14 protein-coding genes and 1 tRNA gene are annotated in these 17214 nt (G+C 64.7%); 10 read left to right on the plus strand and 5 right to left on the minus strand.

All coding sequences use genetic code 11. The features are described from left to right. Positions 1 to 114: 114 nt before the first annotated feature. On the plus strand, positions 115 to 1569 hold the full coding sequence (locus HDC29_RS06380; RefSeq protein ID WP_179495469.1) for a coniferyl aldehyde dehydrogenase: 1455 nt from the start codon (positions 115 to 117) through the stop codon (positions 1567 to 1569). A gap of 197 nt (positions 1570 to 1766) precedes the next feature. Here HDC29_RS06380 and HDC29_RS06385 read toward each other — a convergent pair whose 3' ends face one another. Then, positions 1767 to 2876, minus strand: a complete 1110-nt coding sequence (locus HDC29_RS06385) for an AI-2E family transporter (RefSeq protein ID WP_179495471.1) — start codon at positions 2874 to 2876, stop codon at positions 1767 to 1769. A gap of 103 nt (positions 2877 to 2979) precedes the next feature. Here HDC29_RS06385 and HDC29_RS06390 point away from each other — a divergent pair. After that, positions 2980 to 3064, plus strand: a tRNA-Leu gene (locus tag HDC29_RS06390). A 22-nt stretch (positions 3065 to 3086) separates the two neighbouring features. Here the strand turns inward: HDC29_RS06390 and HDC29_RS06395 are convergent. Next, a complete protein-coding gene (locus HDC29_RS06395; protein ID WP_179495472.1) occupies positions 3087 to 3734 on the minus strand; it encodes a DUF4198 domain-containing protein in 648 nt (215 codons plus the stop codon). A gap of 180 nt (positions 3735 to 3914) precedes the next feature. On the opposite strand from HDC29_RS06395, the gene HDC29_RS06400 reads away from it, so the two are divergent. The 6 genes from HDC29_RS06400 (at position 3915) to HDC29_RS06425 (ending at position 9872) form a co-directional block, all read left to right on the plus strand. Next, positions 3915 to 6014, plus strand: a complete 2100-nt coding sequence (locus HDC29_RS06400) for a TonB-dependent siderophore receptor (RefSeq protein ID WP_257018081.1) — start codon at positions 3915 to 3917, stop codon at positions 6012 to 6014. A gap of 49 nt (positions 6015 to 6063) precedes the next feature. After that, positions 6064 to 6372, plus strand: coding sequence for a DUF3649 domain-containing protein (locus tag HDC29_RS06405; protein ID WP_179495473.1), 309 nt, complete (start codon positions 6064 to 6066; stop codon positions 6370 to 6372). Further along, positions 6369 to 7931 carry a PepSY-associated TM helix domain-containing protein gene (locus HDC29_RS06410; RefSeq protein WP_179495474.1) on the plus strand — a complete coding sequence of 521 codons (1563 nt, stop codon included), beginning with the start codon at positions 6369 to 6371 and terminating at the stop codon, positions 7929 to 7931. The genes HDC29_RS06405 and HDC29_RS06410 overlap by 4 nt, the downstream gene beginning before the upstream one ends. Continuing rightward, entirely contained in the window at positions 7928 to 8215 is a 288-nt protein-coding gene (locus tag HDC29_RS06415) for a DUF3325 domain-containing protein (RefSeq protein ID WP_373562768.1), read from the plus strand. The genes HDC29_RS06410 and HDC29_RS06415 overlap by 4 nt, the downstream gene beginning before the upstream one ends. 97 nt (positions 8216 to 8312) lie before the next feature. Further along, on the plus strand, positions 8313 to 9098 hold the full coding sequence (locus HDC29_RS06420) for an AraC family transcriptional regulator (protein WP_179495475.1): 786 nt from the start codon (positions 8313 to 8315) through the stop codon (positions 9096 to 9098). A 69-nt stretch (positions 9099 to 9167) separates the two neighbouring features. Continuing rightward, positions 9168 to 9872, plus strand: a complete 705-nt coding sequence (locus tag HDC29_RS06425; RefSeq protein WP_218844299.1) for a hypothetical protein — start codon at positions 9168 to 9170, stop codon at positions 9870 to 9872. Positions 9873 to 9910: 38 nt separating this feature from the next. On the opposite strand, the gene HDC29_RS06430 is transcribed toward HDC29_RS06425, so the two are convergent. From HDC29_RS06430 to HDC29_RS06440, 3 genes are all read right to left on the minus strand, one after another. Beyond that, positions 9911 to 11155: an acyl-CoA dehydrogenase family protein gene (locus HDC29_RS06430; protein WP_179495476.1), complete on the minus strand. Its 1245-nt coding sequence runs from the start codon at positions 11153 to 11155 to the stop codon at positions 9911 to 9913. 96 nt (positions 11156 to 11251) lie between these two features. Then, positions 11252 to 12169: a LysR family transcriptional regulator gene (locus HDC29_RS06435; protein ID WP_179495477.1), complete on the minus strand. Its 918-nt coding sequence runs from the start codon at positions 12167 to 12169 to the stop codon at positions 11252 to 11254. Between the two features lie 61 nt (positions 12170 to 12230). Further along, on the minus strand, positions 12231 to 13568 hold the full coding sequence (locus HDC29_RS06440) for an MFS transporter (protein WP_179495478.1): 1338 nt from the start codon (positions 13566 to 13568) through the stop codon (positions 12231 to 12233). 435 nt (positions 13569 to 14003) lie between these two features. Here HDC29_RS06440 and cyoA point away from each other — a divergent pair, with 435 nt between their 5' ends. Both cyoA and cyoB read left to right on the plus strand, forming a co-directional pair. Then, entirely contained in the window at positions 14004 to 15182 is a 1179-nt protein-coding gene (gene cyoA / locus HDC29_RS06445) for a ubiquinol oxidase subunit II (RefSeq protein WP_179495480.1), read from the plus strand. Between the two features lie 19 nt (positions 15183 to 15201). Then, positions 15202 to 17214, plus strand: a complete 2013-nt coding sequence (cyoB, locus tag HDC29_RS06450) for a cytochrome o ubiquinol oxidase subunit I (protein WP_179495482.1) — start codon at positions 15202 to 15204, stop codon at positions 17212 to 17214.

Consider the following 17214-nt stretch of genomic DNA (forward strand, 5'->3'; position numbering starts at 1 on the left):
GCGGCTTTGCTGCAATTGCGAAAGGGGCAGGGGAAAGATGGGAGGCCGGTTTCATCTTGCAACCCGCCATCGGGCATGATCAAAGATCGCCATCAGATATAGGGGAGACGGGTCATGGCTACCGCGATCACACAGGACATCGCCGGCGAAACAGCGCGCATGCATCAGGTTCTGGCGGCGCAGAAGGCGAGCTTCACCGCCGCGATGCCCGAAAGCCTTGCCGTCCGCACCGATCGCATCGACCGCGCGGTCGCCATGCTTGTCGACCATGCCGAGGATTTCGCCAAGGCGGTAAGCGAAGATTTTGGCCACCGTAGCCGCGAACAGACGCTGATGACCGACATCATGCCGTCGGTCAGCGCGCTCAAACACGCCAAGAAGCATATGGCAAGCTGGGCGAAGGGCGAGAAGCGCAAACCCACTTTTCCGCTCGGGCTGCTCGGCGCGAAGGCCGAGGTGGTGTTTCAGCCGAAGGGCGTCGTCGGCATCGTGGCGCCGTGGAATTTCCCAGTCGGCATGGTTTTCGTGCCGATGGCGGGCATCCTCGCGGCGGGCAACCGCGCGATGATCAAGCCCAGCGAATTCACCGAAAATGTGTCGGCGCTGATGGCGCGGCTCGTTCCCGATTATTTCGACGAAAGCGAAATGGCGGTGTTCACCGGCGATGCCGAGGTCGGCATCGCTTTCTCGAAGCTCGCCTTCGACCATATGATCTTTACCGGGGCGACGAGCGTCGGGCGTCACATCATGCGCGCCGCGGCGGACAATCTGGTGCCGGTGACGCTCGAGCTCGGCGGCAAGTCGCCGACCTTCATCGGGCGCAGCGCGAACAAGGATCTCGTTGGTCAGCGCGTCGCGCTCGGCAAGATGATGAACGCAGGGCAGATTTGCCTCGCTCCCGACTATCTGCTCGTTGCGGAGGATCAGGAAAGCGACGTGATCGACAGCGTGACGAAGGGCGCGACCGCGCTCTACCCGACCCTACTCACCAACGACGATTACACGTCGGTCGTCAATACGCGCAATTATGACCGCCTGCAAAGCTACCTTGCCGATGCGCGCGAGAAGGGCGGCGAGGTGATCGAGGTCAATCCGGGCGGCGAGGATTTCGCGAGCTCGAACGGCCACAAGATGCCGCTCCATATCGTCCGCAACCCGACCGACGACATGAAGGTGATGCAGGAGGAAATCTTTGGCCCGATCCTGCCGGTGAAGACCTACAAGACGATCGACGACGCGATCGACTATGTGAATGCGAACGACCGCCCGCTCGGCCTTTATTATTTCGGACAGGACAAGAGCGAGGAGGACCGTGTGCTGACGCGCACGATCTCGGGCGGGGTCACGGTCAACGACGTGCTGTTTCACAATGCGATGGAGGACCTGCCGTTCGGCGGGGTCGGGCCGTCGGGGATGGGGAATTATCACGGCGTCGACGGCTTCCGCACCTTCAGCCACGCGCGCGCGGTCTATCGCCAGCCCAAGCTCGATGTCGCCGGGCTCGCGGGCTTCAAGCCGCCCTATGGCAAGGCGACGGCGAAGACGCTGGCGAAGGAATTGAAGAAATAGAATTCAGTTCCCAAACTTCGTCATTGCGAGCGAAGCGAAGCAATCCAGGGGCGGCCATGCCGCGCAAGGAAAGATGGCGCTGATCGAAGCCAGCAACCCTCAATGGGCCGATCCGTGGTCGACAATAGTCGATGGCAGCGAGTGACGCTCTGGATTGCTTCGCTTCGCTCGCAATGACGGCAGCAGGCGAAAGCTACCTAATCCGCACCTGCGATCCGGATGTCCTTGCCGAGCAGCGTTTTCACATACACCCGCTGCACCAGCACATAGACGACCACGGTCAGCGGCGCGGCAAGCAGCACGCCGAGGAAGCCGAACAGGATCCCCGCCGCGACTACGGCGAACAGCAGCACTGCGGGGGGCACGTCGACCGCCTGCTTCTGGATCATCGGCTGCAGGAAATTGCCCTGCAGCTGCTGGATCGCGAGGAACAATATCAGCGTCCACAGCGCCGTCATCGGCGATACGGTAAAGGCGAGCAGGACCGCGGGAATGCCCGCGATGATCGGGCCGATCATCGGGATCACGTCGAGCAGCCCGGCGATCAGGCCGAGCCCCCCGGCAGCGGGCACGCCGAGCAGCGCCAGCCCCGCCCAGGTCAGCGCCGCGACGACGAGCGAGGAAACCGCCTGTCCGACCATCCAGCCTTTCAGCCCGCGCGCAGCGTCGTCGAACGCCAGCGCCGCCGTCCCTTCGGCGCGTTCGGGCAGCATGAGCAGCAGCCCGCGCCGATAGGTCGCGGGATCGCTGGCGAGGAAAATCGCCGCGACGAGCACCAGCACGAAATCGGCGATGCCGCTGCCCGCCGCGAGGGCGTAGCCGCCGGCTTGCGATGCGAGGCGCGAAAGATCGTCGCTGCCCACCTCGGCCAGCTCGCGCACGCGTTGCCCCAGCCCATAACGGTCGAGAAATGCCTCGACCCCGCGCAATGCTTGCGGAATCTGTTCGCGAATCGTGTCGACCTCGCGCGCCAGCTGCGACCCGAACAGCATGAAGGCTCCCGCGAAAATCGCGACGATCCCGGCGACCGACAGCGCCAGTGCAACACCGCGGCCGATCTTCGTCTTGCGGCAGAGCCAGCTCGCGATGGCGTCGAAGATCGCGCCGAGCACGATCGCCGCGAAAACGAGCATCAAGAAACGCGTCAGCTCGATCACCAATAGCGCGACGCCGATCAGCGCCAGCACGATCAGCGTGGCCCCCGCGATTCGGCCGGGACCGAAGGCGGGCGGCGGAGCGCCGGCGGACTTCGCTTCATTCTGCGATCGGGCGGTCGAGGCGGCGTGCGCCGGCGTCTTTTCGGTCATCGCGCGACCTTATCGGCCACGACGTTTCGCGCAACCATATGCTGCGCCGTGATTCACGCTGGACGCGGACCGTGCTTTTGTGGCAACGGCTCCGCGTCCACGGGCCCCTGTGGTGAAATTGGTAGACGCGCTCGACTCAAAATCGAGTTCCGCAAGGAGTGCTGGTTCGAGTCCGGCCAGGGGCACCAACACAAGCGACGGCGGTGACGTCTACGGTGCGACGAAGGTCAGCGTCGAGATGTGATAGGTCTTGGCGACGTCTTTGCCGCCGAGCGCGCGGGCGCCCTCGACATCGTGCGAGGTCGACAGCAGATAGCGGCCGGAGCCCGTCACGGGAACGTCGATCCGGCCCTGATCGTTGGCGGCAAAGCTTTTCTGCCAGCGGTCGGCGTTGATCACCGTCACCTTCGCACCGGGCAGCGGCTTGCCGAGCCAATGGACGACGAAGCTGTTCGCGTCGGCAGCGGTCGGAACGATCTCGAGGTCGAGCGCCGAGCGGGTTTCGGTGCGTCCGGCGCGCGCATAATAGATCACGCCTTCCCATTTTCCGCCGTCGGCTTCCCACGGCGCGAACACATTGTCGTCGGTCAGGCGGACGTCACCGGCCCCGGTCACCGCCGCTTCGATATGGTTCGCGCGGCGAACCAGCGCCGCTGGCTTCGCGGCGTCCGCCGCGATCAGGCGCGGCGCTTTCAGCTTGGAAAATTCGGGATCGCCGGCCTCGGGAACCGGATCGGCGGGCTCGCCCAGATAGATGCGTGCCGGGCCGCTCGCGTCGCGTTCCACCCAGACCTCATGGGCCGTGGCGGGTGACGCCAGGAAGCTGAAAGCCATCAACGCGGCAAAAGTCTTTTTCATCGGGGGCCTCTCTCATTCCGACTGGTCCGGACGCTGTCGCCCGCTGTGGGCAAGGTCCGGCGACCCTTATGTGGCCGCAGGTGCAGCTTATTGCAAACGATTATTACTAGCTTGCTATTGCGAGCCGTTCGCTTTAGCGGCCACTCCCAATTGAGATTGAGTCGCAAAAGGGGATACGCCATGACCGTCCGAATGATCGCGCTCTGTGGAGCTGCCACGCTGGCGATTGCAGCCAATCCGGCTTGGGCGGGCGAGGGCGGGGACGTCGCCGCGTCCGCCGACGCCGCGGCTGCCGAAGCCGATGCGGGGGCAGATGAGGACGCGATCGTCGTCACCGGCTATACCGGAACCAAGACCGATACGGCGCTGACCGAATTGCCACAGCCGATCAAGGTCATCACCGCCGAACAATATGAGGCGCAAGGCGCGATCAGCATCAGCGACACGGTGAAATATGCCGCCGGCGTTCTCGCCAACCCCTATGGCCGCGACACACGCGTCGATGGCTTCAACATCCGCGGGCTCGACGCGCTGCAGTTCCGCGACGGCATGCGCGACATCTTCAGCTACTATGCCTCGATCACCTCGGATCCGTACAACTTTTCGCGCGTCGAGATCGTGCGTGGGCCGGCCTCGGTGCTGTTCGGCCAGGGTTCGATCGGCGGCATCGTCAACCTCGTCAGCAAGACGCCCGATTTCGACACGCGGGGCGAGGTCAACCTCGTTTACGGCAGCGATGACCGCAAGGAAGTGCTGGGCGACGTCAACCTCGCGCTCGCCGACAATCTCGCTGTCCGGTTCGTCGGCCGCGCGCGCGACGCCGACACCTTCATCGACCATGTCCCCGACGACCGCGTCATGTTCGCGCCCTCGATCCGCTGGCAGCCGACCCCTGATACCGACATCGTGCTGACCGGCCTCTATCAGGAGGACGATACCGGATCGACCTCGCAGTTCCTGCCGATCGTCGGCACTTTCAGGCCGAACACGGTCGCCGGCGAGCAGCTCGATCGCTACACCTTCGTCGGCAAGGCGGGCTGGGACCGCTATGCCGGCCGCTCGCTGCAGGGCGGCGCCTCGATCACCCACAGCTTCTCTGACGCCGTCAAGCTCAGCCTCAAGGCCCGCTACATCGACAGCGACCTCGAATATAAAACCCATTATGCCGACAGCTATACCAACCCGCAGGATCCCTTCTCGGTCTACGGCACCGACGGGCGCACCATCGGCCTGTATGCCGATGCCAGCGACGCGCGGATGAACGTCTTTTCGACCGATAACAATCTCCAGTTCAATTTCAGCACCGGCGCCAATATCGAGCACAAGTTGCTGGTCGGCATCGACTATAGCTGGAACAAGGTCGCCAAACGCGGCATCTTCGGTTTCGAGATCGTCGACCTCTACGACATCGATGATGATGCGCTGGCAACTTACGATCCGACCCACCCCTTCACCAGCGAAAGCCAGAAGCAGCTGGGCGTCTATGTCCAGGACCAGATCCGCTTCTTCGACCGCGTTTCGGTCGTGCTCGGTGCCCGCCGCGACCGCGTCACCGGTTCTTCGGGGCAAAAGGACAATGCCACCACTTTCCGCGCCGGCATCATCGGCGAGATCGGCGCGGGCTTCTCGCCCTTCTTCAGCTATACCGAAAGCTTCCTGCCGGTCGCCGGCCGCATCGAAAATAGCGACGGCACCTTCGGCGATCCCTACCGGCCGCAGACGGGCACGCAGTACGAAGCCGGCGTGAAATGGCAGCCGACCATCAATACGCTGGTCACAGCGACCGCCTTCAAGATCAAGGAACGCAATCGCGTCCTCTATCTCGCCGCCGGCGGCACCGCCCAGTCAGGTGAGCTGAACACCAAGGGCTTCGAGATCGAGGCCAGCCACACGCTGCCCGGCAATTTCGAACTGCTGGCCAATTACGGCTATTCGAAACTCAAGTCGGAAACCAACACCAGCCTCGACTATATGCCGCGCCACACGGCGTCGCTCTGGTCGACCAAGACCTTCGGCCTTCCGGACGAAGCGCAGCTGCGCCTCGGCGCCGGCGTCGTCTATAGCGGCAAGAGTGTCTCGACCAGCGACGTCTGGTCGATCGTCACGCCGTCGCGCACGACGGTCGACGCGCTGGCGGAGGTGAGCTGGAACAACTGGCGCTTCGCGGTCAACGCGACGAACCTGCTCAACAATAAATATTTCGCCTCCTGCCTCGCGCGCGGCGACTGCTTCGTCGGCGCCCCGCGCAACGTGATGGGAACGATCGGCTATCGTTTCTGACGCGGACGAGGCTATTGCGAGTCAGTCGCAATGTTGCGATAGGGGTGCGATGAGCAGGGCGGTTCAAAATTTGGGCGGCGCGCGCGCGAGAGAGATCGCGGCGCGTGCGCTGGCCGCGGTGCCGCTCAACTATGCCGTCACCGCCGCGCTCACCATGCTCATCGCGCGGCTGTTGCCGGGCGGCGGGGCGCAGGCCTCGATCGGCGCGACGATGCTGTCCTTTGCGATCTTCGCAGGCCTCGCCATGACCGCCTTCGCGGTTCGCTCGGTTGCGAAGCTGTGGATCGGCCTGGTTGTCGCCGGGCTCGTCGCGGGCGCTGCGGACTGGTTGCTGATCGCCGCGGGAGGACGGCTGTGAAAGGCGGCTTCCGGCAATCGATGGCGTGGCTGCACACCTGGACCGGGCTGCTGCTCGGCTGGTTGCTGTTTGCGATCTTCGTGACCGGGACGTCGGCCTATTTTCAGGAAGAGATCACGCGCTGGATGACCCCGGAGGTGCGCAGCGTGCCCTCCGATCCCGCGAGCGGCTTCGTGGCGGCGACCGAGTGGCTGAAGCGCGAGGCGCCCGGTGGCAGCGAATGGTCGATCTATTCGACGGGCAAGCGCGCCGCCGGCCTGCAGCTCTATTGGGTGAACGGCCCCGACGCGCCCGCCGACGCGCCGACCAGCGCGCGTCTCGACGGCACCGGCACCAAGGTTTTCGCGCGCGAGACGCTGGGCGGCTGGTTCCTCTACCGCTTTCATTACGACCTTCATTATATCAACTGGTATTGGGCGCGCTGGCTGGTCGGGATTGCGGCGATGGCGATGCTGGTCGCGATCCTCAGCGGTATCGTCACGCACAAGAAAATCCTCACCGATTTCTTCCTGCTCCGCCTCGGCAAGGGCCAGCGGAGCTGGCTCGATGCGCATAATGCGTCGAGCGTGCTGTTCCTGCCCTTCATCCTGATGATCACCTATACCGGCCTCGTCAGCCTCGCGACCCATTATATGCCCTGGGGTATCGCCGCCAATTACGCCAACCAGGGCAAATTCTTCGAAGCCGCTTTCCCCTGGCCCGTGCCGGCCGAAAAGGCCGGGCCGGCGCCGCTTGCGCCCATCGGGCCGATCGTCGAGCGCGCCGAACGCATGTGGGGCACCGCCGCGGGCAGCGTCCGTATCCTCAATCCGGGCGATCGCACGGCGCGGGTCATCGTCTCGGGCGCGCCCGACGCCGGCATGTCGGTTCGCCTGCGCTCGATGACCTTCGACGGAGTGACCGGCCGCCCGGTCGACGCGCACGATCCATCGGGGGCCGCGACCGCGACCGAAGGCACGATGATCGGCCTTCACGCCGGGCGCTTCGCCTCGCCCTTGCTGCGAACGCTCTATTTCATGTCGGGGCTCGCGGGCTGCGTCATGGTCGCCTCGGGCCTGATCCTGTGGACGGTGAAGCGCCGCGCCAAGCTTCCCGATCCCGACCGGCCGCATTTCGGCTTCCGGCTCGTCGAAAAGCTGAATATCGCGGCGATCGCCGGGCTGCCCTTCGGGATGGCGGCCTATTTTCTCGCCAACCGCCTGTTGCCGCTCGGCATCGCCGGGCGGAGCGAGCGCGAGATCGACACGATGTTCATCGCCTGGGGCGCGGTGGCGATATGGGCGCTCGCGCGGCCCGCCCGCCGCGCGTGGCCGGAGGCGCTGTCGGCGACCGCGCTCGCCTTCGCCTCGGTTCCGCTCGTCAACGCCTTGACCACCGACCGGTCGCTGGTCGCCAGCCTTGCCGCCGGCGACAGCCTTTTTGCCATGTTCGATGGCGTGATGCTGGTCTTGGCGGCCGGCTTCGGCTGGGCTGCGCTGAAGGTCGCGCGCAGGCGGGACCGCGAGGCGGCGTCGCGCGGATCGCCGATGCGCGCGATAGCGGGTGCGGAGGCGGCGTGATCCACATCCTGCTCTTCCTGCTTGCCTTGTCGGGATTCGCGATGCTTTGCCTCGCACGCGACCGGCATCAGCGCGATCTTCTGGGCCACAAGCTTCCCGCCAGGACCGCCGTCAGCTTGCGCCGGGGCGGCCTGTTCCTGCTGCTGCTCGCCTATCCGGTGGCGGGCCTCGCGCTCGGGTGGGGTTATGGCGCGGTCGAATGGTTCGGCCAGCTCAGCGGCGGCGCGCTGCTCACCGTGCTGCTCCTCAATCGCCTGTCGGCGCGCGGAGCCGCCGGCCGCTGATCAATCATCCGGATGGTCTCCGCCCGAACTGGACGGCTTTCTACCGGCATCCTAATGGAGCCTGACCCACGCTGTTCGGGAGGGGCTGGCAGGTTCGATGACACATAAGCGCGCCATTGTCATATCGGCGGAATTCGCCAGTTTCATCGGGCGCGGGCCGCTCGATACGGCGTGGCTGCCGCCCGCGCCGATCGTCATCGGCTTCGGCGATATGGGCGAACCGGCGGTCAGCATATTGACCAGCGAGGATATCGAAGGCGAAGCGGGCGGGCATATCCTGCTGTTCGCGATCAGCCGCGCCGCTTGCCTGCGCATGTTCGGCCTGCTGCCGAGCGTGGAGGGCAGCTGGTATCTTTCCGCCGACCTGCGCGAACTGGGCCGCGCGCTCGTCGCGGTGGAGGGAGAGGGCGAAGTGGCGGGCATGCTCCGCGTGGCGCGCAGCCTCGAACTGCTCTGCCAGCTGTTCGGGGCGCTGAAAGAACATCGCATGGTCGAATTCCATGGCAAGACGACGCTCAGCGAGATCGACGCGATGCGCGTCGCCGCCGCGCACCAACTGGTCAGCGAAGCCTGGCAGGAGCCATTGACGGTAGCCGAAGTGGCGCGGCGGTCGGGGCTCGGCAAGGCGAAGCTGACGCAGGGCTTTCGCGAGATGTATAAATGCACGGTCGCCGAGGCGGTGAGTGAGCGACGGCTGTCGAATGCCCGCACCTTGCTGGCGCTAAGCGACCTGCCGGTCTCCACCATCGGTTATCGTTGCGGTTACCAAAGCAATGCCAGCTTTACCCGCGCCTTTGCGCGCCGGTTCGGCATGACGCCGACCGAAATGCGGCGGCACGAAAAGCCGCCCGCCGGATCGGTTCCCGCGGATCTTTCGCCATAGGAAGTTTCTGCGGCGCGTACGCAGCCCGCGTCGTCATGGGTGTAAAGGCCCGGTTCCAGGACGCTATTGATGAACGGGCGCGCATCGAGCATTCTCGGGGGCATGAGCAAGACGTCCAGCCAGGGCCCAAAGGGGCTGCGTCAGTTTCTGGATCCCGATCAACAGGACGCGTGGCTGGAGGGAAGGGCGGAATTGGCCGACGCCGGGGAGCGGCAGGATGCGATCGAGCAGCGGATGAAATATGCGCCGCGCTTCCAGAAGCTGCTTCGCCGGTCGCAGGCGCCTGATCTCCTGAAGGTTCTGGAGCTATACGGCCAGACCTGCATACCCATGCCCCGCGCGACGGAGCGATATTATTGGTCCGTTTCCTGCCTGCCATCGACCTCGGACAAACCGTTGGTCCGTGTCAACGCAAGCTGGATGGAGCTGTTCACCCTCTACGCAGACGGCGACGGCCTCCGCGCGCGATTCATTGTCCATCTTTCGGATTTCACGACCGATGGCGTGCTCGCCCCGGAGGCGGTGGACCAGAGCTTTCTCGAACGGTGCGTGCGGGCGCCCGCGGACTTGACCTATTCCTTCCCGAGCGGCCCGGACATCTTCATTGTCAAGATACGCGGCGCCGCCTCTATCCGCGACTTCCTCGCGGCCCCCCGCGCGCTGCGCGCCGTCCGGCGATTCAACCTGACCCATATGAATCGCGGCAGGAACGCCTATCAGGCCAGCCATTCCTACAGCGTGGCCGATCATATGCTGGGGGAGGGCGCCGCCTGACGGGTGGGGACGGCGGCGGGTGGCCGCCGTCCGTGTCGTCAATGACGCCCGAGCTCGTCGCGGCCCACCACCATATAATGCACTTCGTCGGGGCCGTCGGCAAAGCGCAGGTGGCGCACATCGGCATAAAGATCGGCGAGCGGGGTCCAATGCGAGATGCCGGTCGCGCCGTGGATCTGGATCGCCTGGTCGATGATCTGGCACACGCGTTCGGGTACCATCGCCTTCGCCATGCTCACCCAGACGCGCGCCTCGCGGTTGCCGAGCAGGTCCATCGCCTTCGCCGCTTTCAATACGATCAGCCGCATGGCCTCGATCTCGACCCGCGCCCGCGCGATCACCTCCAGATTCTTGCCGAGTTGCGACAGCGGACGACCAAAGGCGGTGCGCGAATTGCCGCGCTTCACCATCAGGTCGAGCGCGACTTCGGCCTTGCCGATCGTGCGCATGCAGTGATGGATGCGGCCGGGGCCGAGGCGCATCTGCGAAATCTCGAACCCGCGCCCCTCGCCGAGCAGCATATTGTCCTTTGGCACGCGGACATTGTCGAAGCGCATGTGCATATGCCCCTGCGGCGCATGGTCGGCGCCGAACACCCGCATCGGGCCGAGCACCTGCACGCCGGGCGTGTCCATCGGCACGAGGATCTGCGAATGCTGTGACTTGCGTGCGGCTTCGGGCTTGGTCTTGACCATGCAGATCAATATCTTGCAGCGCGGATCGCCCGCACCGCTGATGAAATATTTCTCGCCGTTGATGACCCATTCGTCGCCTTCGAGCCGCGCGCTCGTTTCGAGGTTGCTCGCGTCGGAAGAGGCGACGCCGGGCTCGGTCATCACATAGGCCGAGCGGATTTCGCCGTTCAGAAGCGGTTTCAGCCAGCGTTCCTTCTGCGCGGGCGTGCCGACCATTTCGAGCACTTCCATATTGCCCGTATCGGGCGCCGAGCAGTTCAGCGATTCGGATGCGAGCGGCGACTTGCCGAGTTCGGCGGCGATATAGGCATAGTCGAGGTTGCTGAGCGGGGTGCCCGTGTCGCCGTGGGGCAGGAAGAAATTCCACAGGCCCGCCGCCTTCGCCTTGTCCTTCGCGCCTTCGAGCAGTTCGAGCTGCCCCGGCGCCCAGCTCCAGCGATCGGCGCGGTCTTCGCCGAGGCGGAAGAATTCTTCGGTGATCGGCGCGACATTGTCGGCGATGTGGCGCTTCACGGCGTCGAAGAGCGGTTGCGCTTCCTTCGACATGCGCAGGTCGTTGAGTTCGGCTTCGAGTTCGATCTCGGTCATTTGGGTCTCCGATGGATTTTACCGGAGAAGGTTAGCGGCGCCGGGCCATCCATGAAAATGATAGGTTTGAATATTCAATATTCACAAACCGAATAGTCATCGCGGCGAAGGGCCGCCCAACTCTTCGATGATGATCCCGCGTAACCAGCCGAGCCCGGGGTCGGCCTGCGCCGCCTGATGCCAATAGAGATAGCTGCCGCCGGGTTCGACCGGCAACGGCAGCTCGACGAGTTGCATCGGCCACATCGCGTCGAGGATCGCGGCATGCGATTTCGGCAGCGCGAAGAGCATGTCGGATGCGGCGACGATCTGCCAGGCGGTGATCGCGTGCTGGCAGCGAACGGCGACACGGCGCGTCAGCCCCATGCGGTCGAGCGCCATATCCTCGATTCCCGGACCATAGGGCCGCGCGGTGGCGATGATGTGATCGAGCGCCAGATAGGTGTCGAGATCGATCGCCCCGTCGACGCGCGGGTGCCCCTTGCGCGCGACGACGACGAGCGGTTCGGCGCCCAGATAGTGGCGGCACAGCCGATCATCGGCAGGCAATTCGACGTCGAGCGCAAGATCGAGATCGCCGTTCGCGAGCATCGCGACAAGGTCGCGGCGCCGGAAGGTGACGCTGGCGAGCGCGACATGCGGAGCCTCGTCGCGCACGCGTGCAACCAGCGAGGAAAAGCGCGGCATTTCGCCCGAAAGACGCACCCCGATGCGGAATTCGCGCGTCGTCTGCGCGGGATCGAACGCGGTTGCCGCGTCGAGCGCGACGTCGAGCGCGCGCAGCGCCTCGCGCACCGGCCCCGCGATGGCGCGCGCGGCGGAGGTGGGGACGAGGCGATTGCCCTGCCGCACGAAGAGCGGATCGTCGAACTGCGTGCGCAGCCGTGCGAGCGCGTGGCTGATCGCCGGCTGTGACAGGTTCAGGTGCCGCGCCGCCGCCGATACGCCGCCCTTGGCGAAGATCGCGTCGAAAATGCGCAGCAGGTTGAGGTCGAACCGGGCGAGATGCCGCAAGGCCGGCTCCTAGACGAAGGCCGCGCGCGATCGGCGACCCACGCCAGGCATGTCGTGCCGATCAGTCAATCGTGCTCGCCAGTTCGCGGTTGAGCCACAGCGCGACGAGCGTGCCGATCGCCCCCGACAGCAGATAGGCGCCCGCCGCGATCAGCCCGAATTCGCTCGACAGCCAGAGCGCGACCATCGGCGCGAAACCGGCACCGAACAGCCAGGCGAGGTCCGAGGTGAAGGCCGATCCGGTGTAGCGGTGGCGCGGGTGGAAGTTCGACGAGAGCGCCCCCGACGACTGGCCGAAGGACAGGCCGAGCAGCGCAAAGCCGAGGATCATGAACGCCGCTTCGCCTATCTGGCCGGCGTCGAGCAGCTGCGGTGCGAAGCCGCTGAACGCCGCGATGGCAGCAGCGGTGGCAGCGAGAAGCGTGCGGCGGCCGAAGCGGTCGGCGAGCGCGCCCGATGCGATGATCGTCCCGATACCGAAGACCGCGGCGATCGCCTCGATCATCAGGAAGCGCACCGGAGTCTCGTCGGTGAAGAGGAACACCCACGACAGCGGATAGACGGTTACCATGTGGAACATCGCGAAGCTGGCGAGCGGCGCGAAGGTGCCGATGACGATCGTTTTCCATTCCGAGCGCACGGTCTCGAGCAATGGCGCCGGCTGGAGCGCCCGGTTTTCGAACAGCTCGGCATATTCGGGCGTCACGACGATGCGCAGCCGCGCAAACAGCGCGACGACGTTGATCGCGAAGGCGACGAAAAAGGGATAGCGCCAGCCCCAGTCGAGGAAATCCTCGGCCGGCAACGCTGCTATGAGGAACATGAAGAGCAGGCTGGCGACGATGAGACCGAGCGGCGCGCCGAGCTGCGGGATCATCGCGTACCAGCCGCGCTTGTTCTCTGGCGCGTTGAGCGCGAGCAGCGATGCGAGGCCGTCCCAAGAGCCGCCGAGCGCGACGCCCTGGCCCATGCGGAACAGCGCGAGGAGGAGCGCGGCGCCGATGCCGGCCGATTCATAGCTGGGAACGAAGGCGATCGCGGCGGTCGATCCGCCCAGCAGGAACAGCGCGATGGTGAGCTTGGCGCCGCGGCCATAGGCGCGGTCGATCGCGGTGAAGATGACCGTGCCGACCGGGCGCGCGACGAAGGCGAGGGCGAAGATGGCGAACGACCAGAGTGTGCCCGTCAGCGGGTCGAGGTGCGGGAAGACGAGCTTCGGGAACACCAGCACCGATGCGATGGCATAGACGAAGAAGTCGAAAAACTCCGACGTCCGGCCGATGACGACGCCGATCGCAATCTCGGCGGGGTCGATGCGGTGGCCCCCGTGTTCGTCGGCGCCATGGAGGGCGCGGGCGTCGCGTTCGGCCTCGGTGGTGGGGACGGTGTCGGCAGCCATGGCAACAATCCTTGAGCTGGCGCCCTCCGCAGGACAGGATGCGGCGGCACGAGTCGGTCATAGGGCAAAATTGCCCCGAATGAAAATGCCCCTGCGCGATGAAGAGCGGTCGCGGGATTGGACAAAATGTCCTATGTGCAGTGCAACAAAGGAGGCTTAGGGCCCGCCCTCAAATCCAGCGGCGCCGAGGTTTGAAGCAAAATGGCCCAGTGCGAGGAAAGAAGGCGAAGACATATGTCGATATTTCGAGACTTCTTGACGAAGCAATGGGCCATTTTGATCAAATCCCTTCGGGACGTCCAAATGGCTTCCATCTCGGGCCGAAAGCCGCTTGCGAAGGCAACCAGCCTTCCCGGCGGGTCTTTCGGCCCAAGCTGTTTGCCATTTGGACGCTTCGACGCCGCTGGAATTGAGGGCGGGCCCTGCGCGCGCATCATGCCAAGCTATCTCCCCCGGTTTCTCGCTCGATGGCGGTTTTTGCCGCTGCTCGCCGCGCTGCCCCTCCTGTCGGGCTGCGGGCTGATCGTGCTCGATCCCGCCGGCGACGTCGCGCGCCAGCAGGGCGATCTGATCGTCCTGTCGACGGTGCTGATGCTGCTCATCATCGTGCCGGTGATGGCGCTGACGATCTTCTTCGCGTGGAAATATCGCGCGTCGAACAAGGAGGCGACGTACAAGCCCGACTGGGACCATTCGACCCAGCTCGAACTCGTCATCTGGTCGGCGCCGCTCTTGATCATCATCTGCCTGGGCGCAGTGACGTGGGTCGCGACGCATTTGCTCGACCCCTATCGCCCGCTCGCGCGCACGGCGCCGGGCCAGCCCGTTGCCGCCGAGGTCAAGCCGCTCGACGTGCAGGTGGTGGCGCTCGATTGGAAATGGCTGTTCATTTATCCCGAACAGGGCGTCGCGACGGTGAACGAACTGGCGCTGCCGGTGAACCGGCCGGTGCGTTTCCGCATCTCCTCCTCGTCGGTGATGAACAGCTTTTACGTGCCCGCGCTCGCGGGGCAGATTTACGCGATGCCGGGCATGGAGACGAAGCTGCACGGCGTCTTCGACAAGGCCGGCGAGTTTACCGGCTTTTCGGCCAATTATTCCGGCTGGGGCTTTTCGAACATGCGCTTTGCGGTGAAGAGCCTGCCCGCGGGCGAGTTCGACAAATGGGTCGCCGAAGCAAAAGCCTCGTCCGAAGGCGACCTCAGCCGTGACGCCTATCTGAAGCTCGAAAAACCGACGCACAAGGAGCCGGTCCGCCGCTTTGCCGCCAGCGATCCGCAGCTGTTCGACGCCGTCGTCAACATGTGCGTCGAGCCCGGCAAGATGTGTATGCACGACATGATGTCGCTCGACGCGGCCGGCGGCGCGGGCATCGCAGGGATCGGCAATGTCCGGCAGGTCACCTACGACAAGTTCGCCGCGCGCGGCACCGTCGACGCCGCCCGCTGGAGCATGCGCTATGTCGCCGCCTATTGCAGTTCGCCGGTGATGTCGAACGACCGCCCCGACGCAAGGCCGGTGTCGCCGGAAAGGCTGAAGGGCGAGGGGCTTCCGGTTCCGGCCGAGCCCGAACGCACCGCGCTCAACGCGCGTGTCGCCCGCCCGATGTCCTGAACCTAAGCCCGAGATCCCCATGACCATCCCGCATCCCGCACCCGAAACCGGTCCGATCCTCGGCAAGCTGTCGCTCGAGGCGCTGCCGCTCCACGAGCCGATCCTCGTCGTCACCTTCATCGGCGTCGTCCTCGGCGGCATCGCCGTGCTCGGCCTGATCACCAAATTCCGCCTCTGGGGTTATTTGTGGACCGAATGGTTCACCACCGTCGACCACAAGCGCATCGGGATCATGTACATGATCCTCGGCCTCATCATGTTCCTGCGCGGCTTTGCCGACGCGATCATGATGCGCCTGCAACAGGCGATGGCGTTCGGCGGGTCCGAAGGATACCTGACCCCCCACCACTATGACCAGGTGTTCACGGCGCATGGCGTGATCATGATCTTCTTCGTCGCGATGCCGTTCATCACCGGCCTGATGAACTATGTCGTGCCGCTCCAGATCGGCGCGCGCGACGTCAGCTTTCCCTTCCTCAACAATTTCAGTTTCTGGATGACGACCGCCGGCGCGGTGCTGACGATGATCTCGCTGTTCATCGGTGAATATGCGCAGACCGGCTGGCTCGCCTATCCGCCTTTGTCGGGCATCGCCTACAGCCCGAATGTCGGCGTCGATTATTATATCTGGGGGCTGCAGATAGCCGGGATCGGCACGACCCTGTCGGGTATCAACCTGATCGTCACGATCCTGAAGCTGCGCGCGCCGGGCATGGGGCTGATGAAGATGCCCGTCTTCACCTGGACCTCGCTCTGCGCGAACATCCTGATCGTCGCCTCCTTCCCGATCCTGACGGCGACGCTCGTGCTGCTGACGCTCGACCGTTATGTCGGCACCAATTTCTTCACCAACGATCTCGGCGGATCGCCGATGATGTATGTGAACCTGATCTGGATCTGGGGTCACCCCGAAGTCTATATCCTCGTGCTGCCGCTGTTCGGCGTCTTCTCCGAAGTCACCTCGACCTTCTCGGGCAAGCGCCTCTTCGGCTATACCTCGATGGTTTATGCGACGATCTGCATCACGATCCTGTCCTATCTCGTCTGGCTGCACCATTTCTTCACCATGGGATCGGGGGCAAGCGTCAACAGCTTCTTCGGCATCACGACGATGGTGATCTCGATCCCGACGGGGGCGAAGCTCTTCAACTGGCTGTTCACCATGTACCGCGGCCGCATCCGTTTCGAACTGCCGATGATGTGGACGATCGCCTTCATGCTGACCTTCGTCATTGGCGGCATGACCGGGGTGCTGCTCGCGGTGCCGCCCGCCGACTTCGTGCTCCACAATTCGCTGTTCCTGATCGCGCACTTCCACAATGTCATCATCGGCGGCGTGCTGTTCGGCCTGTTCGCGGCGATCAATTACTGGTGGCCCAAGGCGTTCGGCTACAAGCTCGACGTCTTCTGGGGCAAGATCAGCTTCTGGTGCTGGGTGGTCGGTTTCTGGGTCGCCTTCACCCCGCTCTATATCCTCGGCCTGATGGGCGTGACGCGGCGCATGCGCGTGTTCGATGACCCGAGCCTGCAAATCTGGTTCGTGATCGCGGGGATCGGCGCGTTGATCGTCGCCGCGGGCATCGGCGCGATGCTGATCCAGTTCGGTGTCAGCATCTGGCGCCGCAAGGAACTGCGCGACACCACGGGCGGCGATCCGTGGGACGGTCGCACGCTCGAATGGGCAACCAGCTCGCCGCCGCCCGACTATAATTTCGCCTTCACGCCGGTGATCCACGACCTCGACGCGTGGTACGATATGAAGACGCGGGGGCACCAGCGGCCGGTCGGCGGCTATCGCGACATCCACATGCCGAGCAACACCGGCACGGGGATGATCCTGTCGGGTTTCTGCCTGGTGATGGGATTTGCGCTGGTCTGGCACATCTGGTGGCTCGTGGCGCTGAGCTTCGCTGCGACGATCGTCGGCGCGATCTATCACACCTTCAACTACAAGCGCGATTTCGACATCCCGGCGGCAACGGTCACCGCGGTCGAGGAAGCGCGCACCCGCCAGCTGGCGGCCGGAGCCTGA

Origin of the sequence: Sphingopyxis sp. JAI108 (genome assembly GCF_013410105.1) — a bacterium.
GTDB lineage: Bacteria > Pseudomonadota > Alphaproteobacteria > Sphingomonadales > Sphingomonadaceae > Sphingopyxis > Sphingopyxis chilensis.